The sequence below is a fragment of the Paenibacillus sp. FSL F4-0097 genome (assembly GCF_038593125.1).
Taxonomy (GTDB): Bacteria; Bacillota; Bacilli; order Paenibacillales; family Paenibacillaceae; genus Paenibacillus_AQ; species Paenibacillus_AQ odorifer.
The window spans coordinates 89,234-112,026 of the sequence record NZ_CP151965.1; the positions used below are offsets into that span (position 1 = coordinate 89,234).

Sequence of the window (22,793 nt, forward strand, 5' to 3'; positions counted from 1 at the left end):
TGTCTGTAAATAGATGTGCTGCCGTATGTATTAGTCATTTCACTGTACATAGGTAGATAAGGGAACATGTTTGGGAAAGCTTCCTTAGGGAAGCTTTTTTCAAATCATCCAGAAACGATAGGTAAAACAAACTGCTTATATTTTGAGCTGGAACGGGACTGTCCTCTAACTATGGAGACGGAGCCGTTTCTTCTTGTGTATATGATATTACTGAGTTATAAGGGGATGAATCGCATGACCGAGGAAATGAACAATGTGGACAATGCAGAGAACGAACTTAGTGAGCTTTTGCAGATCCGCCGTGCCAAACTGGACGAGCTAAGAGGACTTGGTATTGATCCTTTTGGCAAAAAATACGAGCGCACAGCTAACGCTGGCGATATCGTAGCTAAGTATGATGGACTTTCCAAAGAGGAATTGGACGAGCTTTCTGTTGAAGTGAGCATTGCTGGACGTATTATGGCAAAACGCGTTATGGGTAAAGCCAGCTTTGCGCATATCCAGGACCTTAGTGGAAGAATTCAGCTTTATGTTCGTCAAGACAGCATTCCTGAAACTCAATACGCGGCGTTTAATGTTCTCGATCTGGGAGATATTATTGGCGTTCGTGGAACAGTATTCAAAACCAAAACAGGCGAGACCTCCATCAAAGTGCATAATCTCGAAGTCTTGTCCAAATCCCTGCTGCCACTTCCTGAGAAATATCATGGTCTTAAAGATGTAGAACTGCGTTATCGCCAGCGCTATGTTGATTTGATTATTAATCCGGAAGTTCAACAGACCTTTATTGCCCGTTCAAGAATTATTCAATCGATGCGTCGCTATTTGGATTCACTTGGTTATCTTGAAGTTGAAACACCTACACTTCATACGATCGCCGGCGGAGCAGCTGCGCGTCCGTTTATTACTTACCACAACACACTTGAAATGCAGCTGTATATGCGGATTGCTATCGAGCTTCACTTGAAACGCCTTATTGTTGGCGGTTTGGAAAAAGTGTACGAAATCGGCCGTGTATACCGTAACGAGGGAATGTCGACTCGTCATAATCCAGAGTTTACTATGATTGAGTTGTACGAAGCATATGCTGACTACAAGGACATCATGAATCTCACGGAGAATATGATTGCACATATTGCCCAAGAGGTATTAGGTACACAACTGCTGGATTACCAAGGCAAAGAGGTAAATCTGTCTCCAGGATGGCGTCGTGTAACTATGGTTGATGCTGTTAAAGAAGTAACCGGTGTTGATTTCAGTGTTCACATGACAGATGACGAAGCACAAGCTTTGGCAAAAGAACATCGTGTGCCTGTTGAGAAACATATGACGTTCGGTCATATCCTTAACGCTTTCTTCGAGCAATTTGTAGAGGAAACTCTAATTCAGCCAACCTTTGTAATGGGACACCCTGTTGAAATTTCACCACTTGCGAAGAAAAACGATGAGGATCCACGCTTTACCGATCGTTTTGAGCTGTTTATTGTGGGTCGTGAGCACGCTAATGCATTTAGTGAATTGAATGATCCGATTGACCAACGTCAACGCTTTGAGGCACAGATCCAGGAGAAAGAGCAAGGTAATGACGAAGCTCATGAGATGGACGATGATTTCATCCGCGCCCTGGAATATGGTATGCCACCTACTGGCGGACTGGGAATCGGCGTAGACCGTCTGATCATGCTGCTTACCAATTCTGCATCGATTCGCGATGTATTGCTGTTTCCACATATGCGTAACCGTACTGAATAGTATCTATACAACACAGGGCTTAAGGGGGCTGTCTAAGGACAGTTCTCTTGGCTACTGTTGATTAGAAGCGGTGCTTTCACTTCATTGCTCCTATAGAATGTAGAGATTTAATATTAGTTTCAAAAAAACTCTTGCAATGAATCTCTATACATGATATATTCTAAGTCCGGCCAAGAAATACACATGCCGAGCTCGAAAATGAGGTTAAAAAAAGAGCTTGACATTAAATAGCCGAACATGATATAGTATAAGAGTTGCTGCTGAGACATTAAACGGCGCCAACGAGAACTTGATCTTTGAAAACTGAACAACGAGTGAGTAGGAAATCACGTAAGTGAAATCCAAAATTAGAGAATTAATTTTCTCGTCAGATGTTTCAAAATGAGCATATCGCTCTTTTCAATACTAATTGGAGAGTTTGATCCTGGCTCAGGACGAACGCTGGCGGCGTGCCTAATACATGCAAGTCGAGCGGAGTTATTTTGAAAGCTTGCTTTCAAAATAACTTAGCGGCGGACGGGTGAGTAACACGTAGGCAACCTGCCCTTCAGGCTGGGATAACTACCGGAAACGGTAGCTAATACCGGATAATTTCTTTTTTCTCCTGAGAGAAGAATGAAAGACGGAGCAATCTGTCACTGAGGGATGGGCCTGCGGCGCATTAGCTAGTTGGTGGGGTAACGGCCCACCAAGGCGACGATGCGTAGCCGACCTGAGAGGGTGAACGGCCACACTGGGACTGAGACACGGCCCAGACTCCTACGGGAGGCAGCAGTAGGGAATCTTCCGCAATGGGCGAAAGCCTGACGGAGCAACGCCGCGTGAGTGATGAAGGTTTTCGGATCGTAAAGCTCTGTTGCCAGGGAAGAACGTCCGGTAGAGTAACTGCTACCGGAGTGACGGTACCTGAGAAGAAAGCCCCGGCTAACTACGTGCCAGCAGCCGCGGTAATACGTAGGGGGCAAGCGTTGTCCGGAATTATTGGGCGTAAAGCGCGCGCAGGCGGCTATTTAAGTCTGGTGTTTAAACCTTGGGCTCAACCTGAGGTCGCACTGGAAACTGGGTGGCTTGAGTACAGAAGAGGAAAGTGGAATTCCACGTGTAGCGGTGAAATGCGTAGATATGTGGAGGAACACCAGTGGCGAAGGCGACTTTCTGGGCTGTAACTGACGCTGAGGCGCGAAAGCGTGGGGAGCAAACAGGATTAGATACCCTGGTAGTCCACGCCGTAAACGATGAGTGCTAGGTGTTAGGGGTTTCGATACCCTTGGTGCCGAAGTTAACACAGTAAGCACTCCGCCTGGGGAGTACGGTCGCAAGACTGAAACTCAAAGGAATTGACGGGGACCCGCACAAGCAGTGGAGTATGTGGTTTAATTCGAAGCAACGCGAAGAACCTTACCAGGTCTTGACATCCCTCTGAATCTGCTAGAGATAGCAGCGGCCTTCGGGACAGAGGAGACAGGTGGTGCATGGTTGTCGTCAGCTCGTGTCGTGAGATGTTGGGTTAAGTCCCGCAACGAGCGCAACCCTTAACTTTAGTTGCCAGCAAGTAATGTTGGGCACTCTAGAGTGACTGCCGGTGACAAACCGGAGGAAGGTGGGGATGACGTCAAATCATCATGCCCCTTATGACCTGGGCTACACACGTACTACAATGGCCGGTACAACGGGAAGCGAAGCCGCGAGGTGGAGCCAATCCCATCAAAGCCGGTCTCAGTTCGGATTGCAGGCTGCAACTCGCCTGCATGAAGTCGGAATTGCTAGTAATCGCGGATCAGCATGCCGCGGTGAATACGTTCCCGGGTCTTGTACACACCGCCCGTCACACCACGAGAGTTTACAACACCCGAAGTCGGTGGGGTAACCCGCAAGGGAGCCAGCCGCCGAAGGTGGGGTAGATGATTGGGGTGAAGTCGTAACAAGGTAGCCGTATCGGAAGGTGCGGCTGGATCACCTCCTTTCTATGGAGAATCGTTCTCTGCAATGAGAACATTCAAATCGGAAGCTAAGCTTCCAAAACTCAGGTTTAGGCCTGTTACTCACTCGTTGCTCAGTTTTGAGAGTTTAAGCTCTCAAGTAAGACTTGATCCTTGAAAACTGGATACCGAAACGAATTTGCGTTTTAGAACATCTTTTAGCAACTTGTGTAAACAAGTAAATGTTATTAGTGAGATTTTCCTACGGAAAAATCAAGGTTAAGCTAATAAGAGCACACGGAGGATGCCTAGGCGCCAGGAGCCGACGAAGGACGTGGCGAACAACGAAACTGCCTCGGGGAGCTGTAAGCAAGCTTTGATCCGGGGGTGTCCGAATGGGGAAACCCAGCTGTGGTAATTCGCAGTTACTCATACCTGAATACATAGGGTGTGTAGAGGCAGACCAGGGGAACTGAAACATCTAAGTACCCTGAGGAAGAGAAAACAATAGTGATTCCGTCAGTAGCGGCGAGCGAACGCGGAACAGCCTAAACCTAAGAGCTTGCTCTTAGGGGTTGTGGGACGTCTCACATGGAGTTACAAAGGAATATGGTAGGTGAAGAGGTCTGGAAAGGCCCGCGATAGAGGTAAAAGCCCTGTAACCTAAACTGTGTTCTCTCCGAGACGGATCCCGAGTAGTGCGGGGCACGTGAAACCCCGTATGAATCCAGCAGGACCATCTGCTAAGGCTAAATACTACCTGGCGACCGATAGTGAAACAGTACCGTGAGGGAAAGGTGAAAAGCACCCCGGAAGGGGAGTGAAATAGAACCTGAAACCGTGTGCTTACAAAAAGTCAGAGCCCGATCTATGGGTGATGGCGTGCCTTTTGTAGAATGAACCGGCGAGTTACGTTTAACATGCAAGGTTAAGCCGAGAAGGTGGAGCCGCAGCGAAAGCGAGTCTGAATAGGGCGATTGAGTATGTGGACGTAGACCCGAAACCGTGTGATCTACCCCTGTCCAGGGTGAAGGTGCGGTAACACGCACTGGAGGCCCGAACCCACGTACGTTGAAAAGTGCGGGGATGAGGTGGGGGTAGCGGAGAAATTCCAATCGAACTCGGAGATAGCTGGTTCTCCCCGAAATAGCTTTAGGGCTAGCCTCGGTATAAGAGTAGTGGAGGTAGAGCACTGATTGGGTGCGGGGTCCGCAAGGATTACCAAGCTCAGTCAAACTCCGAATGCCATATACTTATTGCCGGGAGTCAGACAGTGAGTGCTAAGATCCATTGTCAAAAGGGAAACAGCCCAGACCATCAGCTAAGGTCCCCAAGTGTGTGTTAAGTGGGAAAGGATGTGGAGTTGCACAGACAACCAGGATGTTGGCTTAGAAGCAGCCACCATTGAAAGAGTGCGTAATAGCTCACTGGTCGAGTGACTCTGCGCCGAAAATGTAACGGGGCTAAACACACCACCGAAGCTATGGCTAGATACGTATGTATCTGGGGTAGGGGAGCGTTGTGTAGGGGTTGAAGGTGTACTGAAAAGAGCGCTGGACACTACACAAGTGAGAATGCCGGTATGAGTAACGAAAAGATCAGTGAGAATCTGATCCGCCGAAAGCCCAAGGTTTCCTGAGGAAGGCTCGTCCGCTCAGGGTAAGTCGGGACCTAAGGCGAGGCCGAAAGGCGTAGTCGAAGGACAACAGTTTGAAATTACTGTACCACCGTAATCCGCTATGAGCGATGGGGTGACGCAGGAGGGTAGTGACGCGGACTGATGGATGTCCGTCTAAGCAGTGAGGCTGATGTGTAGGCAAATCCGCACATCGATAAGGCTGGGCTGTGATGGGGAGCGAAAATTATAGTAGCGAAGGTCATGATCTCACACTGCCAAGAAAAGCCTCTAGCCAGGAGAAGGTGCCCGTACCGCAAACCGACACAGGTAGGCGAGAAGAGAATTCTAAGGCGCGCGGAAGAACTCTCGTTAAGGAACTCGGCAAAATGACCCCGTAACTTCGGGAGAAGGGGTGCCCCGGTAGTGTGAATAGCACGAGGGGGCCGCAGTGAAAAGGCCCAAGCGACTGTTTAGCAAAAACACAGGTCTGTGCGAAGCCGCAAGGCGAAGTATACGGGCTGACGCCTGCCCGGTGCTGGAAGGTTAAGGGGAGTGGTTAGGGGTAACCCGAAGCTATGAACCGAAGCCCCAGTAAACGGCGGCCGTAACTATAACGGTCCTAAGGTAGCGAAATTCCTTGTCAGGTAAATTCTGACCCGCACGAATGGCGTAACGACTTGGGCGCTGTCTCAACGAGAGATCCGGTGAAATTTTAATACCTGTGAAGATGCAGGTTACCCGCGACAAGACGGAAAGACCCCATGGAGCTTTACTGCAGCTTGATATTGAATTTGGGTACGATCTGTACAGGATAGGTGGGAGCCGTAGAAATCGGAGCGCAAGCTTCGGTGGAGGCGCCGTTGGGATACCACCCTGATCGTATCTAGGTTCTAACCTAGTACCCTTATCGGGTACGGGGACCGTGTCAGGCGGGCAGTTTGACTGGGGCGGTCGCCTCCTAAAGAGTAACGGAGGCGTTCCAAGGTTCCCTCAGAATGGTTGGAAATCATTCGCAGAGTGCAAAGGCATAAGGGAGCTTGACTGCGAGACCTACAAGTCGAGCAGGGACGAAAGTCGGACTTAGTGATCCGGTGGTACCGCATGGAAGGGCCATCGCTCAACGGATAAAAGCTACCCTGGGGATAACAGGCTTATCTCCCCCAAGAGTCCACATCGACGGGGAGGTTTGGCACCTCGATGTCGGCTCATCGCATCCTGGGGCTGAAGTAGGTCCCAAGGGTTGGGCTGTTCGCCCATTAAAGCGGTACGCGAGCTGGGTTCAGAACGTCGTGAGACAGTTCGGTCCCTATCTGTCGTGGGCGCAGGAAATTTGAGAGGAGCTGTCCTTAGTACGAGAGGACCGGGATGGACGTACCGCTGGTGCACCAGTTGTTCCGCCAGGAGCATGGCTGGGTAGCTACGTACGGACGGGATAAGCGCTGAAAGCATCTAAGCGTGAAGCCCCCCTCAAGATGAGATTTCCCAATTAGTAAGACCCCTTGAAGACGACGAGGTAGATAGGTTGGAGGTGGAAGTGCAGCAATGCATGGAGCTGACCAATACTAATCGGTCGAGGGCTTATCCTATACTTAGAATGCAAATTCGTTTCGGATTCAGTTTTCAGGCGATTAAGCCTGTAACACGCTTAGAAATTCATTGTCACTTCTGGTGATGAACCGAATTTCACGCGGCAGCGTCTGTTTCACAGACGCATGTTTGGTGGCGATAGCGGAGGGGTTCCACGCGTACCCATCCCGAACACGACCGTTAAGCCCTCCAGCGCCGATGGTACTTGGACCGAAGGGTCCTGGGAGAGTAGGACGTTGCCAAGCACACAAGACCACTGTTGAGTAATCGACAGTGGTCTTTTTGTTATGTAAATAGAGAATTCATTAGGCTATATTTTGAAATACTATGATGGAGATAAGCGTGGGTAATAAGATGAGCAGAAATGCATTGTGGATTTTTTATACACTATATGTCCACTGAGCACGGACTAACGTCCAATAATTCGCTTACTCGGGGGCCGTTTTTTGAATACCTACTCTGATGATGTAATGTTCTTGACAGTCCAAATGCCCTTTGCTAAGATGGCAATAATATATTTTTGGATAAGCATCTCAAACCTTAATTGAAGATCTACACTTGTTCAGCCCCCAGATGTACAGAATTGTCTGTCGTGAATGGACTGGAGTCAAAGGTTCTTCTTTCATAAAGTTTGTAGGCGGGTATAATTTAAAACAACCGAGGAGGAATGACCCAGGTGTGGAAAGATAAGTTTGGTAAAGAAGGTCTAACTTTTGATGATGTGCTGCTGGTTCCGCGTAAATCTGAGGTACTGCCTAAAGAAGTGGATTTGACCACAGTTCTAAGTAAGAATGTGAAGTTGAATATTCCACTTATGAGTGCAGGTATGGACACAGTCACAGAAGCAGCCATGGCCATTGCAATTGCTCGTGAGGGTGGCATCGGGATTATACACAAGAATATGCCTGTAGAGCAGCAAGCGGAAGAAGTAGATCGTGTGAAGCGTTCCGAGAGCGGAGTTATTACGAATCCATTCTCACTTACGGCAGAACACATGGTATCTGATGCAGAGCTTTTAATGGGTAAATATCGCATTTCCGGAGTGCCGATTGTAGACAGTGACAATAAACTTGTCGGTATTCTAACTAATAGAGACTTACGCTTTATTCATGATTTCAATATTCAGATTAAAGAAGTTATGACACATGAGAATCTTGTAACAGCTGCTGTGGGTACAACCCTTCAGGAAGCAGAAGGTATCCTGCAACGTCATAAGATCGAGAAGCTTCCCCTTGTGGACGAGAATAATATTCTTAAGGGTCTCATCACCATTAAGGATATTGAAAAAGCTATTCAATTCCCTAACGGAGCCAAAGATGCACATGGCCGTCTACTTGTTGGAGCAGCTGTTGGTATCTCTAAAGACACGTTCGAACGTACTGCAGCATTAGTAAAAGCTGGTGTGGATCTGATCGTCGTCGATTCTGCACATGGTCACCACATTAATATTATTGAAGCGGTTCGCCAAATTCGTGAGTTGTATCCTGATCTTACGATTGTTGCTGGTAACGTAGCTACAGGCGAAGCAACCCGTGAACTTATTGAAGCTGGTGCATCTGTAGTTAAAGTAGGTATTGGACCAGGATCGATCTGTACAACACGCGTTATCGCTGGTATCGGCGTACCTCAGGTTACAGCCATTTATGATTGTGCGACAGTTGCTCGTGAGTATGGAATTCCTATTATCGCTGATGGCGGTATTAAGTATTCTGGGGAGATCACAAAGGCTATCGCAGCTGGTGCTCATGCTGTAATGATGGGAAGTATGTTTGCGGGTACAGAAGAAAGCCCAGGGGAATCTGAGCTCTATCAAGGCCGTAAATTTAAAGTATATCGTGGTATGGGCAGCATGAGTGCCATGAAACAAGGCAGTAAAGACCGTTATTTCCAAGATGATGATAAAAAGCTCGTTCCTGAAGGAATTGAGGGACGTATTGCTTTTAAAGGGCCTCTTTCTGACACTGTTCATCAATTGATCGGCGGATTGCGCTCAGGTATGGGCTATTGCGGTACGAAGTCATTGGAAGAACTGCGTAACGATACTTCTTTCATTCGCATCACAAGTGCTGGACTTCGTGAGAGCCACCCGCATGATGTGCAAATTACAAAAGAAGCACCAAACTATTCCGTATAATGGACTAACCGTATTATTTTTTGGACAGACAGGACTATTTCGTCCTGTCTGTCTTTTTTTGCGGGTACCCCTGTGTTAGAATAGAACAAGCTATTGATATGAGATTTAAAGGAGAGTCGTAATCATTGAAGCACAAACGAAAATTTAATGGTAAGCAAATTGTAATTAAGACAGCGACTGTAGGTCTGCTTTTAAATATGTTAATGAACCCAGTAATTCCAGCATTGGCTGAAGCGGGCAAAACTCCGGTTACAACCGAAGGTGCCGCAACTACTACTGAAACTGCACCCAAGACCAACGCAGTTAAGATCCCTTCTGTGGAATCTCTTAACTTGGAATTGAGTTCTGCTATTCTAATAGAACCAACTACAGGCCAAGTACTTATGGCTCTAAATCCAGATACACCACTCCCACCTGCGAGTATGACCAAGATGATGACTGAATATCTTGTATCTGATGCCGTGAAAAAAGGAGACATCTCTTGGGATCAGAAAGTTATCATTCAAGAGAATGCTTCCAAACAGGTCGGATCACGAATTTTTCTGGCAGCTGGAGATGAACATACGGTTAAAGAGCTATACATAGCGATGGCCGTAGGATCGGCGAATGATGCCACAGTTGCTTTGGCAGAATTGGTATCGGGTTCAGAAGAACAATTCGTAGAACTAATGAATCAGACTGCACAGAAGATGGGCATGAAAAATACCTATTTTATTAACTCAACTGGACTTGATCGGGCAGACATGCCGAAGAAATTCCGTCCTGATCTTGATAAAGAGACTGTAATGTCAGCTAGAGATGCAGCTACTCTTGCTAAATTTATAGTTACTGACCACCCGGACTTCACTGAATTTACAACGATTCAGTCTTATAAATTCCGTGATCGGGATACAGCGCCGATCATTAACTACAACTGGATGCTGGAAGCTAACAAAAGTATCCCCAACTTTAAGGCATATGCTTATCCAGGTCTAGATGGACTGAAGACTGGCCATACCACAAATGCAGGTAACTGCTTTACAGGTACTGCTGTGCGTGATGGAATGCGTCTAATCAGTGTTGTTATGGGTGCTAATTCAGAGGCACATCGATTCACAGAAACTAAAAAAGTGCTCGACTACGGGTTTAACAACTTTGAAATCAAACAGGTTGTAGCTCCGAAGGCTGTTATTGCTGGCACGGAAACAGTTCCGGTACTGAAAGGCAAGAATAAAGATGTTTCTATAGTTACTGATGAAGGAGTTTCTTTCATTGTTCCTAAGGGAACTGTTTCTCCTGAAGTTACTACAACTGTTGTAACAAATGACCCTGCAACTTTGGTTGCTCCTATAGCCCAATCCTCTAAAGTAGGTAAAGTTACCTATTCCTACAAGGCTGAAGGCATGCAAGCAGCACAGGAGAAAACAGTTAATCTGATCACTGTAGAGGAAGCTGAGAAAGCTGGCTGGTTCAAGTTGTTCCTTAGAGCGATTGGCGATTTCTTCGGTGATTTATTTTCAGGGATCAAGAACTTGTTCTAATGCAGTTCGGTGTCGAAATCAGCAGTAAATCCGAGTAAATGGGTTGTAGATTTCCCTTCATTGGGGTAAAATTACAAGTTAGATTAAGATAGATCATTCGGGGGGTTAGGACATGGAAACAGGTACATCGCGAGTTAAAAGAGGCATGGCAGAAATGCAAAAAGGCGGCGTCATTATGGACGTCATGAATGCAGAGCAAGCAAAAATTGCTGAGGCTGCTGGTGCAGTTGCTGTTATGGCTCTGGAACGCGTACCTTCTGACATTCGTGCAGCTGGCGGTGTAGCACGGATGGCCGATCCTACAATTGTAGAAGAGGTTCTCAAAGTGGTAAGTATCCCTGTTATGGCTAAGGCTCGTATCGGCCATTATGTAGAAGCGAAAGTTCTAGAATCTTTGGGTGTTGATTACTTGGATGAGAGTGAAGTTCTTACTCCTGCTGATGAAGTATTCCATATTGATAAACATGAGTTCACCGTTCCTTTTGTATGTGGAGCGAAGGATCTGGGAGAAGCACTGAGACGTATTAACGAAGGTGCCTCCATGATCCGTACAAAAGGTGAACCAGGAACAGGCAACATTGTTGAGGCCGTGCGTCACATGCGCTTTATCAACAGTCAAATCCGTAAAGTAACGAATTTGTCCAAGGACGAGCTATATAATGAAGCAAAGAACCTGGGAGTTTCCTACGAGCTGTTGCTCGAAGTGCATGAGCTTGGCAAACTGCCGGTTGTTAACTTTGCCGCTGGGGGTGTAGCTACACCTGCCGATGCTGCTCTTATGATGCATTTGGGTGCTGATGGTGTATTCGTAGGTTCGGGTATTTTTAAATCGGACAATCCTGAGAAATTTGCGCGTGCGATTGTTGAAGCCACTACACACTATACTGATTACAAACTGATTGCTGAAGTATCCAAGAACCTTGGTGCACCAATGAAGGGGATTGATATTGTAACTCTCACCCCGGCTGAACGTATGTCGGAGCGTGGCCGTTAATAGAGAGAAGGTTGTAGGATGAAGATAGGAATATTGGCGCTTCAAGGCGCTGTTACGGAGCATATTGTTAGTATAGAGAAGACCGGTGCAGAAGGCGTGCCTATCAAGCGTGTGGAGCAGCTAGAAGAAGTTGAAGGCCTGATTATCCCCGGCGGAGAAAGTACAACGATTGGAAAGCTAATGCGGAAATATGGTTTCATAGAAGCCATCCGTGATTTTTCTGATCAGGGCAAGCCTATTTTTGGCACATGTGCGGGTATGATCGTGCTGGCCAAAAAAATTGCCGGTGGTGAACCGGGGCATTTGGAGCTGATGGATATTACCGTAGCCCGGAATGCATTCGGCCGCCAACGGGAAAGCTTTGAATGTGATCTGGAGGTTAAAGGCATTGATGAGCCGGTTCGTGCTGTATTTATACGTGCACCGCTTATCAACGAGGTAGGACCGGGAGTTGATGTGCTTACAGTCTATAATGATGAGATTGTAACCGCGCGCGAAGGGAACTTGCTGGTGTCTTCTTTTCATCCAGAACTGACCGATGATTTCAGACTGCACCAATATTTTGCCGATATGGTAGAGGCGAATAGGGAAGTCCAACAACAAAATTGCATATAAAGAACATCCTGACTCTTTCAAAGCTGTAATCAGCATTTTGAAAGAGTTTAGGCTGTTTTCAGGAGGGAAACATTGTGTTAGATGTAAAAATACTACGTAGTGATTACGCAAGAGTGGAAGAGGCTTTAGAAAAACGGGGCAAATCGCTGGACTTAATTGCTGATTTTCCACAACTTGATTTGCGTCGACGTGAATTACTGCAAGAAACCGAAGGTCTTAAGAACCGTCGTAATACAGTTTCGGGTGAAGTAGCGAAAAAGAAAAAGAACGGCGAGCCAGCGGATGACCTAATTACAGAAATGCGTACGGTATCTGACCGTATTAAAGAGCTTGATGATGAAGTACGTGAACTGGAAGCTCAGATTGCTGATCTTACTATGAATATCCCTAATATTCCTCATGATTCAGTTCCAGTAGGGAAGTCTGAGGATGATAACGTTGAATTACGCCGCTGGTCGGAGCCCAAAGAGTTCGGATTCACTCCGAAATCACATTGGGAGCTTGCGCAGCAGCTTGATATTATTGATTTCGAAGCTGCAGCAAAGGTTACAGGATCCCGGTTTGTTTTCTATAAAGGACTTGGAGCACGTCTAGAACGGGCGCTGATTAACTTTATGATGGATCTTCACAGTGGTGAGCATAACTATGAGGAAATGCTGCCGCCTTACATTGTGAACAAAGATAGCTTGTATGGTACAGGACAACTGCCTAAATTCGAAGAGGATCTGTTCAAGCTGCGGGATACCGAATACTATTTGATTCCTACAGCTGAAGTACCGGTAACGAACTACTATCGCGAAGAGATTTTGACGGCAGCTGACCTGCCTAAATACCATGTAGCTTACAGCTCTTGTTTCCGTTCTGAGGCGGGCTCGGCGGGCCGTGATACTCGCGGTTTGATTCGCCAGCATCAATTCAACAAGGTAGAGTTGGTGAAGCTCACCACCCCTGAATCCTCTTATGAGGAATTAGAAAAAATGACAGCAGACGCTGAAAGTGTGCTGCAGCTGTTAGGACTGCCTTATCGTGTACTTGGGTTATGTACGGCTGATATGGGCTTTACATCGGCTAAGACGTACGATCTGGAAGTGTGGTTGCCTGAGAGTGGGATGTACCGTGAGATCTCCTCTTGCTCAAATACAGAAGATTTCCAAGCGCGCCGGGCAAATATTCGTTTCCGTAAGGATCCAAAATCGAAGCCTGAATTTGTTCATACGCTGAACGGCTCTGCTTTGGCGGTTGGACGTACAGTTGCTGCAATTCTTGAGAATTATCAGCAAGAGGATGGCAGTGTTCTGATTCCAGAATGCCTACAACCTTATATGCGCAATGTAAAATCGATACAACCAAAAACTATTTAAAGATATAGTTGCTTTTTCTTTGCATAGTATGGTACAATCCTAATGCATGTGAAATTTAAGTGCATTTGGAGAGGTACCGAAGCGGTCATAACGGGGCGGTCTTGAAAACCGTTAGGGTGCAAGCCCACATGGGTTCGAATCCCATCCTCTCCGCCATTCCTTTATGAACTTAAAGAATAATTAGATAGAAACCGTTCCCTCTGGGGGACGGTTTTTTGTTTTGTTTGGTAGACCGAGCTCTATTGAGAATAAAAAGCTTCATTTCTCCGCAATGTATTAGAGAAGGAGGATGATCATAATCATGGATAGATCATTAGAAGTTGATCAGCATAAGCTTGTCTCAGCCTGGCAGGAGCGTTTGCCGGCGTTGATGGATGATGGGGATAGTTTCAGTGTGCTGGCGGATAATGGGGATCCGAATAGCTTGCTGATTCATTTTAATGCGGCAGGTCATCAAGGCTATTCATTGGATTTTCGCTGCAAGTATGTAGATAGCAGAGAAGTGGCAGTGGATCTGCTGGATGTGGAACAGAGCGGTCTCCATATTGATGAGCGTAGTGATGCCGTACAGCAGCTGGCACAGCAATACTCACGGCAAATTCATGAATGTGCTCAGGCTCTTCAGAACTTGACCAATCCTTAGGAGGAATGAAAATGTCGAAACCAAAAAGTATCCCTGTTCCTGGGGCAGAGCCAACAAGTGGTGAGCGGAGAAAAGACCATACACCTTCAGGTCCAGAACCGCTTTCAGGTTCTAAAAAGGTGAAACAAGCGAACCATGTTGACCACCATAATCCACAAGGTTAACAAATAAAAACGTTAAGAATTTTAAAGAAGTGTTTCTTGATTTTTACAAATGGTTTATCATAGGAGGGGGAGAGATTTCTTTTACAATGGGAGAGGAGAACAATAATGAACAAAAAGTGGGGTTTGTCGGCCGCTGCATTGCTGCTTACAGCAGCAGTAATTCTGCCGGGATGTGCAAGTAAACAGGAGGCGCCAAAAGAGGCCTTAAAATCAGCCGCTACTAAAGCGACTACAATGTCATCTTATGAGATGAAGAGTAAATTCACGATCAACGATCTTACGATCGAGACTTCTGACGCTGAATCTGCTGCAATGACTACACAGGTACTTAGTATGCTTAAGAATGCTGATATTACCGTTGATGGGGTATATCAAGCAGAGCCAATGCAGACAGAACTAACTATGGTTCTGAATCTGAAGGGCGATATGAGCATGAGCTTTAATGTTCCTATGGTAATGACTGCCGAGAAGTTGTATGTTAAGATTCCATCTATTCCTTTCGTACCGATTCCTGAGACGATCCTCAATAAGTTTGTAGAGGTTGATCTGAAGGCGTTGGCAGAGCAGGAGGGTGCAGAATTTAACCCAAGTACGATGGATACTCAGAAAATGCAGAAGCTGTCTAATGAAGTGGTGGACGCTGTCCTAGCTGAATATGACGAAGAAAAATATTTTAACGAGATTGATCCCAAAGATGCTAATTTACCAGAAGGCGTGGAAGCTAAACAAGTCGTTCAGTTCCAAGTGACTAACGATAATGTTAAAGAAGCAATCACTATCTTGGTGAATAATGCCCTGCCTAAAATCATTGATATCGTAAGCAAGGAAGAATACAAGGATATGCTGCAGATTAAAGATGCAGATCTAGCTAAGGCTAAAGAAGAACTGACATCAGGTGAAGCTAGAACTGAATTGGATAAGGGCTTAGCTGATCTTGATAAGTACCTTACCATCAACCAGTTCCACTATAATACTGCGATCAATAAAGATGGATACGCTGTGTATCAGGATTTATTGATGGATGTTAAAGTAAATGATCCGGAAGATGGCACAAAAGTAGCCTTCTCAGTAAATGGAACGGGCCAATACAGTAAGATCAACGAGAAGCCGGTATTCAAGATTGGTATCCCTCAAGGTGATGATGTAATTACAATGGATCAACTTGGAGAAGAATTCGGTGGTATGGGAACTTATTAATCCCAGTTACAAGATTAAGACCCGCATGATGCGTATATTATACGCCCATGCGGGTCTTTTTTTAGGAAAAAAAGTAGCACTCATTCCTGCGACAATGCAGAATCTTATTTCCGTTCCTCAGTCAGCACATCTTCGGTTAAGATTGCGTAGGTTTGGTGATCCTGCCACTGTCCATTTATTTTAAGATACTGACGGGCGATCCCTTCAGGTTTGAACCCACTCTTCTCCAGGACTCTTCGGGAAGCTTCATTATGCAATAAAATAGCTGCTTGAACTCTATGTAGACCTAAGGCCCGGAACGCATAGCCAAGGACTAATCCGACTGCTGCTGTCATATAACCTTGTCCTTGCATCCGATGATCCATTAAATATCCTAAATCAGCATATTGTGCTATACCTCGTGAGACGTTGGACAATGTGATCTGACCGATTAGCTGTCCATCCAGCAGATAAATGCCGAACATATAAGCTCTGTCCTGTAGGCCGTCCTCAATACGCTGATTGATGATCTGTTGTTGACTCTCCAGGGTAAAGAAGTGCTCATCACGTTTTGGCTCAAACGGTTCATGGGTTACCCGGTTATTTAAACGAAGCTCCAGCAGGCTCTGTGCATCCTTAAGCTCAAGTGGAGAAATATAGATGCCTTGAGAGGTATGATATAGAGTAAGGGTCATTTAGGAGTCCTCCTTTTGTTTTATTGGCTTTTTACGTAAACGGCGAAAGAAGGAGGTGAGTAGATCTGCACATTCTTCTTGTAAAACACCCTGTATTACCTCAGTTCTATGATTAAATCGCGGTTCTTCAAGCAAGTTCATGAGGGTCCCGGCACATCCAGCTTTAGGGTCAGGCGTTCCATATACCGTGAGAGGCACTCTGGACTGCACTATTGCTCCTGCACACATCGGACAAGGTTCTAGGGTGACGTACAGCTGGCAATCCAGCAGACGCCAAGAATTCATGACATTGCTGGCCTCACGAATGGCTACCATCTCTGCATGGGCTGTCGAATCCATTGTCGTTTCTCGTAAATTGTATCCACGTCCTATAATTTCACCATGTCGAACAATGACAGCGCCAATAGGAACCTCACCTAATGCCTCAGCTTTACGTGCTTCTGCGATCGCCTGCCTCATCCAATATTCATGAACCGCTTGTATATCTTCTGGCGATTCATTGGCTTTAATATTCAAGATCATCTTCCCTTCTTCTGTAACCATTGTACAACGAACAAATATTCGTTCTTAACAAAATGTGTATAACTCTGTGGATAACAGCCTACTTATACACATTTTTGTACACATCGGACTTTAATAATTTGTTTATATGTGCATAAGATGTGGATGGTTTCTTATATATTGTAGAGAAACACCTTTTGAATTTCAATATTTCGTGAATTAATAGGCTTGTTTTAAATGTCCTTTTCAAATGAGGGGGCAAAAGGTATGATGTTTATTATAGGCTCCGCAAGGATTTACCAGTGGATAAGAGGTGAATAACAGTTTGTCCATAAAGACAAAACTATCTGCTATTATTTTTGGAGCGGTACTGCTAATTTTAGCATTAAACCAGACATTTAACCTTTATGCCGCTCAGAATAATCTAAGAAATGAAAACGTAAATAATATGCAGATCACCGCTATGCAAATGGCTGTTTCTGTAGAACAAAGTAACTATAGCTCTAACTATGTAGAATATCAAATTGCGCATAACTTAAGAATGGCTGCCATCTTTGCCTCTAAGGAATTGGGTCCGGATTATAAGAATATAACCAATGCTCAACTTAAGGCCCTAACTTCCAAGTTGGGCGTGTCTAATATTTCAATTCTGGTAAAGACTGATAATGATATCGTGGTGACAAAGGCATCAAATCCTATTGATATTGGAATGTCCACTCAAGGTTGGGGGTACTGGTACCTTGCCCTTTTGGAGTTATTTGATAATCAGGAAGTCACTGTGGGACAAGGTCAGGCATTGGATCATTTTTGGTCAGGCCCATTTGAATATTCAACCTACAATCCCGATTTCATTGAGAAGTGGGGTTATTATCATGATGAAGCAAGCAATTACATCATTAATCCTGTTATTCTCAATACTGCGGCTAGTGAATATGTCAAAATCACCAATCCCGATCAAATTGTAGAGCGAACCAAAGAAGTTAATCCAGGGATTTTAGAGCTTACAGGATTTAATCCAACAACATTTGGTTTAGCGAGTATGGCGGGCGATGGAAGCGATGCATTTAAAAAGAAACTTGGCAACCGCCCAATTAAGTTCGGTACCTATACTTATGGTAATGTGGAGCAAGATAAAGCGGCCATTCTATTAGCTCAGCAGAAGCAGAAGCCAGTTACACTGGAGACGAGGGTACATGGGAAAAGAGTGCTTAAAAGCTTCATCCCTATTCAGAATCCTAAAATGGAGCCCTACGTAATCGGTGTAGTTTTGGATTATTCTGTGATTTCATCCGTAGTTCATGAACAATTAGCCAATTATTTGACTACGTCTCTGTTGTTGCTGGCATTATTTTTGCTATGTAGTTACATACTTTCAGGTTTTGTTACTCGTCCAATTCAGGCTATACTTGCCAAAGTCAATGATGTAGCGCGAGGTAAGTTCGAACCTCCATTAAAGGTAACCTCTCGTGATGAGTTAGGTCAATTAGCCTTGCGGATTAACGCTATGACTTCTCATCTTATGCAACGCACCAATCGTCTTAAGCAGACGCTGGAAGAGAACCGGGCGGTTAAGGAGCATTTGGAATCCGTAATTAACGGGACGTCTGATGCGATTCATACGTTGGATATGGAGGGACGAATCACTAGCACTAACAGGGCCTTTGAGGAGCTGTATGGATGGAGTGCAACAGAAGTGATCGGCAATATGCCATATCTTGTACCCGCGACAGCGCTTAAGCAAGAGGAAGAGCGGCTGGACGCGTTAAGAAATGGTGCAGTTCTGCCGCCGATTGAGACAGTGAGACTTAAACGGGACGGATCATTAGTTGAGGTTAGCGTTAGTACCTCGATAATTCGAGATGAAGAGGGTTATCCCCATTCCTTTATTCACGTTTCTCGTGATATGACGGAACGCAATCGAATGGAGGAGCTGCTTAGACGCTCTGAGAAACTAACTACAGTCGGCCAATTGGCCGCAGGAGTAGCTCATGAGATTCGTAACCCTCTTACCACATTAAAAGGATTTCTACAGCTTCAACAGGAGAAGGAGCTCTTGGTTCCGCTTCATGTAGAGCTGATGTTATCCGAGCTGGAGCGGATTAATCTTATCGTCAGTGAATTCTTAATCCTGGCTAAGCCGCAAGCCGTTCATTTTCAGGAAAAAGATCTTCGCTACATATTAGGTGATGTAGTTTCTCTATTGGATAGTCTCGCTCATCTACATGATATTCAATTTAGTACGAAATTCTCTGAACAACCTGCTACTGTACATTGTGAAGAGAACCAGCTGAAGCAGGTATTCATTAATATTGTTAAAAATGCAATTGAGGCTATGCCTGAGGGTGGCGTCATTTCAATGGAACTGTGGAACTCTGTGGATTGCGTCTTTATAGTAATCAAAGATCAGGGTGAAGGGATTCCAGAGGACGTGCTGCCTAAGCTGGGTGAACCGTTCTTCACGAATAAGGAATCGGGGACTGGTCTTGGGTTAATGATTAGCCAGCGTATTATTCAGGCTCATAAGGGTCATTTGGAAATACAAAGTGAAGTTGGCCGGGGGACAACCGTTATGATTAAGCTGCCTGCAGCTGGAGGGGGTACACCTTGGCTTAACATTAAGGATGAACGGAGTGAAGAACAACGTGAGAATTAATAAATTCATCAGTGAGACAGGGTACTGTTCACGCCGAGAAGCAGACAAGCTTGTGGATGCCGGCAGAGTTACGATCAACGGAGAGCCTGCTGTGCTGGGCAGTCAGGCTGTTCCGGGCGATGATGTGCGAATAGATGGTATAGCGCTTGAAACCTCAAGCCAGACGGTCTACATTGCTCTAAACAAGCCGGTAGGGATTACATCAACCACAGAACAGCATATCAAGGGGAATATTGTCGATTTTGTAGGTCATCATGAGCGTATATTCCCGATTGGTCGTCTCGATAAGGATTCGGAAGGATTAATCCTGCTTACCAATGATGGCGACATCGTTAATAAAATTTTGCGGGCGGAAGGCCGGCATGAAAAAGAATATGTGGTTACCGTGGACAGACCCATTACGCCTTCGTTTATTACCGGCATGTCCAGCGGTGTGAAAATATTAGGTGAGAAGACGCTGCCCTGTGAGGTCACGCGTATTACGGAGCGTGTCTTCCGTATTATTTTGACAGAGGGCAAAAATCGCCAGATTCGTCGTATGTGTAGCGCTTTTGGCTATGAGGTTCGAAAGCTGCAACGCATTCGGATTATGAATATTCGCCTGGGGGCATTGCAAACGGGAGAATGGCGGGAACTGTCTGCTGATGAGAAGAAAGAGCTTGGAGCTACGCTGAACTACGAGTTACTGTAGGAGTGTCATTACAATAATACAGTTCCATATAGAATGTAGTACTGCAACAAAAAAAGAGCTGTCCGGGGTCTAAGACCTTTGGACAGCTCTTTTTATTACCTTACGAAATCACTTATTCAGCAGAGGGAACAATCCCTGTAAACTCTTTGGTTTCTTGATATTTTCGAATAATGGAAACCTCTACCCGGCGATTCTTGCTTCGACCGGTAGCTGTGTCATTATCGGAAATAGGATGATACTCGCCGTATCCAATCGCACTAAATTTGCGTGGATTTAGATTTGTGTTCTGCAGCAAAATCTTCATGAACTGAAGTGCCCGATCCGCACTCAGATCCCAGTTGGATGAATAGTTGCTATTAGAAATCGGAATATCGTCGGTGTGCCCTTGCACTACTACATCATAATCCGGGAATTGCTGCAGCATCGTTGAGATGGATTTAGCTAATTGCCGCGAATCATCCTTAACAATGGCTTGGCCAGAAGCGAACAATGCGTTATCACTGATCGTAATCATTAGCTGAGATTGATTAAGCTTCGTACTGAGCAGATCCGTTAGACCGTTGCTCTTAATATATTGATCGAATTGTTTCTTAAGCTTCTCTAAATCCTCTTGTTCCTTTTGTCGTAGCTTTGCCATTTCTGCTTCTTCAGCTTTCTTGGAAGTAGAGCTACCCATCTTATCATTTTTCCCTAGATCTTCTTGAGTCTTACTAGGCATTGCTGCCCGCTCTTCAAGAATACCTGTACCGCCATTAAGTGCGGAACTGAAGGCCTGACTCATCTCTTCAAATTTCTTGGCATCCGTTGCACTCATAGAATACATAACGATGAACAGAGCCACCAGAAGAGTCATGAGGTCGGAGTAAGGTAACAGCCACGATTCATCGGCATGTTCTTCATGCTCTTCGTGTCTAGTCTTTTTGCTCACCTGATCCACCGTCCTTCTCATTTAACTTAACGCGTTGCGAAGGTGTTAGGAATACAGCAAGCTTCTGATTGATGGCAATAGTAGATACACCGGACTGTATGGACAAAAGACCTTCGACCATCATCATTCGAACTTCGATTTCTTGTTTGGAGAGACGTTTCAGCTTATTAGCAATAGGATGCCATAATACGTAACCTGTAAAGATACCAAGCAATGTGGCGATGAAGGCAGCCCCGATTGCCGCAGCCAGTTTGTTCATATCACTCATATCAGCCAGAGCGGCGATGAGACCGATAACCGCCCCGAGCACCCCGAGGGTAGGAGCATACATACCTGCCTGTGAGAAAATGAGGGCTCCTGCTTTATGTCTATCCTCTGTGGCGTGGATATCCTCCATGAGGACATCGCGGACAAAATCCTGATCATTTCCATCAATAATCATCCGCATGCCGTTTCTGAGGAAGTTATCTTCTATTTCATCGACCTTTGATTCTAGAGCCAACAGACCTTCACGCCGTGTGATAGAAGCCCATTCCATGAACATAGTGATTAATTCGGGTTTACTGATTAATTTCTTTTTGATAAAAATCATTTTGAACAGACTTGGAATCTTTTTGACCTCGTTGAAAGGAAAGGCCATGAAAATAGAAGCTGCCGTACCCACCAAGATAATAACGTAAGCAGCGGGTGTGGCCAAAGCATGAAGTGGAGCGTGCTTGAGGATCATGCCCCAGATTACAGCAACCAAACCAAAAATTAAACCAATTATTGTTGAAATTTCCATTTTGCACCTCGTCCGTGAGATTTAAGATGTGTTCCGACAATGCCGCGTATATCATCCTTGAAACAGCGGCAGGGCACTCTGTGCGAAACCGAATTAACGTATATTCTTATTTATCGACATCATTCGGTTTTTTGTGAAGTCATTTTTTCGGCTATAATGGATAAGGTAAGTAATTATTCATCTGTGAAGAAAACGGAGTGATATACGTGGGTGTAAAGCATGGTAGAGATTACGGTGAAATTCTAACCGATTTGACCGAAGCCGTCGGACGAATTTCCGATGGATATTTATTTTTTGAGATGGATCCGGACGAGTGGCAGGAACTACCCCAAGAATCAAAGCTGGAGGTATGGGAAGCATTGGCTGAGGATCTTTTCTTCGCGCTGGGTAATGAACCTATGATTGAAGTGGGGAGCGGCGTAATTATTTACGATAAGGACACGCACCGCATTAATATTCTAGTTGGCGAAGAGGATTTGGCTTCAGTAGTTTTGATTTAGGCAGAGGAGACGTCTGGACGTAATTTGCCCGTAGTTAGTAGCCCGTGTTAAAATTGATAAAGCCGAGTTATAATCGCTGGGATTTGTGAATACATTTAATCGAAAATATCGCCTTTATCCTGGCACATCCCTTGGACCTCAGAAGCTAAGGGATGTTTTGTTTAACGCCTAAGACAAGTAAAGGGAACTACGCACTTTACTGCAATTTTTTGTAAGGGAGGAAACGAATTGTTATTTACGGAAGAGGAACTGCGTGAGGAGATCACCAAGCTGGAGGGCTGGAAACTGGAAGATAATGTTATGGTGCGAAAATATATGTTCAGCCAATATATGAAGGGCATTGCGTTCGTTGATGAAGTAGCCACGATTTCAGAAGCCTTCGATCACCATCCACATATTACGATTGATTATAAAACAGTTACCCTGCGCCTGAAATCTAATGAAGAAGATGGGATTACAGCTCTAGATCTTCGAGAGGCGCATGAATTTAATGAAGCCTTTGAAAAAAATCATTAGTTTAGCCAAAATCATAAAATAAACGCCCGTGCACAGATAGTC

17 protein-coding genes, 1 tRNA gene and 3 rRNA genes are annotated in these 22,793 nt (G+C 45.3%); 17 read left to right on the forward strand and 4 right to left on the reverse strand.

Annotated features, from left to right (window positions below; translation table 11 throughout):
- The first annotated feature begins 234 nt into the window (after positions 1–234).
- The 13 genes from lysS to MHH86_RS00485 all read left to right on the forward strand — a co-directional run bounded on the left by lysS (position 235) and on the right by MHH86_RS00485 (position 15,504).
- Positions 235–1,752: a lysine--tRNA ligase gene (gene lysS / locus MHH86_RS00425; protein ID WP_038573979.1), complete on the forward strand. Its 1,518-nt coding sequence runs from the start codon at positions 235–237 to the stop codon at positions 1,750–1,752.
- A 406-nt stretch (positions 1,753–2,158) separates the two neighbouring features.
- Positions 2,159–3,716: ribosomal RNA gene (locus MHH86_RS00430) — 16S ribosomal RNA — on the forward strand.
- A gap of 232 nt (positions 3,717–3,948) precedes the next feature.
- Positions 3,949–6,875 (forward strand): 23S ribosomal RNA (locus MHH86_RS00435).
- A gap of 129 nt (positions 6,876–7,004) precedes the next feature.
- Positions 7,005–7,121: ribosomal RNA gene (rrf, locus tag MHH86_RS00440) — 5S ribosomal RNA — on the forward strand.
- Together the 16S, 23S and 5S rRNA genes form the textbook arrangement of a ribosomal RNA operon.
- Positions 7,122–7,552: 431 nt before the next feature.
- Positions 7,553–9,010, forward strand: a complete 1,458-nt coding sequence (gene guaB, locus MHH86_RS00445; protein WP_036679982.1) for an IMP dehydrogenase — start codon at positions 7,553–7,555, stop codon at positions 9,008–9,010.
- 125 nt (positions 9,011–9,135) lie between these two features.
- Entirely contained in the window at positions 9,136–10,530 is a 1,395-nt protein-coding gene (locus MHH86_RS00450; protein ID WP_036679981.1) for a D-alanyl-D-alanine carboxypeptidase family protein, read from the forward strand.
- Positions 10,531–10,642: 112 nt separating this feature from the next.
- Positions 10,643–11,524 (forward strand): pyridoxal 5'-phosphate synthase lyase subunit PdxS, encoded by an 882-nt coding sequence (gene pdxS, locus MHH86_RS00455; RefSeq protein WP_342479588.1) that lies wholly within the window; start codon positions 10,643–10,645, stop codon positions 11,522–11,524.
- A gap of 18 nt (positions 11,525–11,542) precedes the next feature.
- A complete protein-coding gene (pdxT, locus tag MHH86_RS00460; protein WP_076179682.1) occupies positions 11,543–12,139 on the forward strand; it encodes a pyridoxal 5'-phosphate synthase glutaminase subunit PdxT in 597 nt (198 codons plus the stop codon).
- Between the two features lie 74 nt (positions 12,140–12,213).
- Positions 12,214–13,500 (forward strand): serine--tRNA ligase, encoded by a 1,287-nt coding sequence (gene serS, locus MHH86_RS00465; RefSeq protein ID WP_038568043.1) that lies wholly within the window; start codon positions 12,214–12,216, stop codon positions 13,498–13,500.
- A 67-nt stretch (positions 13,501–13,567) separates the two neighbouring features.
- A tRNA-Ser gene (locus MHH86_RS00470) sits at positions 13,568–13,656 on the forward strand.
- A 145-nt stretch (positions 13,657–13,801) separates the two neighbouring features.
- The gene (locus MHH86_RS00475) at positions 13,802–14,143 is read left to right on the forward strand and encodes a hypothetical protein (protein WP_036679977.1); all 342 of its coding nucleotides are present in this window, start codon (positions 13,802–13,804) and stop codon (positions 14,141–14,143) included.
- 11 nt (positions 14,144–14,154) lie between these two features.
- The gene (locus MHH86_RS00480; RefSeq protein WP_076138623.1) at positions 14,155–14,307 is read left to right on the forward strand and encodes a small acid-soluble spore protein P; all 153 of its coding nucleotides are present in this window, start codon (positions 14,155–14,157) and stop codon (positions 14,305–14,307) included.
- A 105-nt stretch (positions 14,308–14,412) separates the two neighbouring features.
- A complete protein-coding gene (locus tag MHH86_RS00485) occupies positions 14,413–15,504 on the forward strand; it encodes a hypothetical protein (protein ID WP_076138622.1) in 1,092 nt (363 codons plus the stop codon).
- A 104-nt stretch (positions 15,505–15,608) separates the two neighbouring features.
- Here the strand turns inward: MHH86_RS00485 and MHH86_RS00490 are convergent, their stop codons facing one another.
- On the reverse strand, positions 15,609–16,178 hold the full coding sequence (locus MHH86_RS00490) for a GNAT family protein (protein ID WP_076142537.1): 570 nt from the start codon (positions 16,176–16,178) through the stop codon (positions 15,609–15,611).
- A complete protein-coding gene (tadA, locus tag MHH86_RS00495; protein ID WP_256721116.1) occupies positions 16,179–16,694 on the reverse strand; it encodes a tRNA adenosine(34) deaminase TadA in 516 nt (171 codons plus the stop codon). It abuts the gene before it with no gap.
- A gap of 310 nt (positions 16,695–17,004) precedes the next feature.
- Here tadA and MHH86_RS00500 point away from each other — a divergent pair, with 310 nt between their 5' ends.
- Positions 17,005–19,332, forward strand: a complete 2,328-nt coding sequence (locus MHH86_RS00500) for an ATP-binding protein (protein ID WP_342479589.1) — start codon at positions 17,005–17,007, stop codon at positions 19,330–19,332.
- Positions 19,322–20,023, forward strand: coding sequence for a 23S rRNA pseudouridine(2604) synthase RluF (gene rluF / locus MHH86_RS00505; protein ID WP_036679985.1), 702 nt, complete (start codon positions 19,322–19,324; stop codon positions 20,021–20,023). Before MHH86_RS00500 ends, rluF begins: the two co-directional genes overlap by 11 nt.
- Before the next feature lie 112 nt (positions 20,024–20,135).
- Here rluF and motB read toward each other — a convergent pair whose 3' ends face one another.
- Together motB and motA are read right to left on the reverse strand one after the other, a co-directional pair.
- Complete coding sequence (gene motB / locus MHH86_RS00510) at positions 20,136–20,951, reverse strand: flagellar motor protein MotB (RefSeq protein ID WP_036679969.1); 816 nt, start codon at positions 20,949–20,951, stop codon at positions 20,136–20,138.
- Positions 20,935–21,735 (reverse strand): flagellar motor stator protein MotA, encoded by an 801-nt coding sequence (gene motA / locus MHH86_RS00515; RefSeq protein WP_036679967.1) that lies wholly within the window; start codon positions 21,733–21,735, stop codon positions 20,935–20,937. Before motA ends, motB begins: the two co-directional genes overlap by 17 nt.
- Before the next feature lie 206 nt (positions 21,736–21,941).
- Here motA and MHH86_RS00520 point away from each other — a divergent pair, with 206 nt between their 5' ends.
- Both MHH86_RS00520 and MHH86_RS00525 read left to right on the forward strand, forming a co-directional pair.
- Positions 21,942–22,235 (forward strand): hypothetical protein, encoded by a 294-nt coding sequence (locus MHH86_RS00520; RefSeq protein ID WP_036679966.1) that lies wholly within the window; start codon positions 21,942–21,944, stop codon positions 22,233–22,235.
- Between the two features lie 228 nt (positions 22,236–22,463).
- Positions 22,464–22,751, forward strand: coding sequence for a 4a-hydroxytetrahydrobiopterin dehydratase (locus tag MHH86_RS00525; RefSeq protein WP_036679964.1), 288 nt, complete (start codon positions 22,464–22,466; stop codon positions 22,749–22,751).
- Positions 22,752–22,793: the final 42 nt, after the last annotated feature.

Bases quoted from the DNA above. Each gene is read 5' to 3' on its own strand.
- lysS (WP_038573979.1), top strand. From the start codon at position 235: ATGACCGAGGAAATGAACAATGTGGACAATGCAGAGAACGAACTTAGT.
- pdxS (WP_342479588.1), top strand. From the start codon at position 10,643: ATGGAAACAGGTACATCGCGAGTTAAAAGAGGCATGGCAGAAATGCAA.
- pdxT (WP_076179682.1), top strand. From the start codon at position 11,543: ATGAAGATAGGAATATTGGCGCTTCAAGGCGCTGTTACGGAGCATATT.
- MHH86_RS00475 (WP_036679977.1), top strand. From the start codon at position 13,802: ATGGATAGATCATTAGAAGTTGATCAGCATAAGCTTGTCTCAGCCTGG.
- MHH86_RS00480 (WP_076138623.1), top strand. From the start codon at position 14,155: ATGTCGAAACCAAAAAGTATCCCTGTTCCTGGGGCAGAGCCAACAAGT.
- MHH86_RS00485 (WP_076138622.1), top strand. From the start codon at position 14,413: ATGAACAAAAAGTGGGGTTTGTCGGCCGCTGCATTGCTGCTTACAGCA.
- MHH86_RS00490 (WP_076142537.1), bottom strand. From the start codon at position 16,178: ATGACCCTTACTCTATATCATACCTCTCAAGGCATCTATATTTCTCCA.
- motA (WP_036679967.1), bottom strand. From the start codon at position 21,735: ATGGAAATTTCAACAATAATTGGTTTAATTTTTGGTTTGGTTGCTGTA.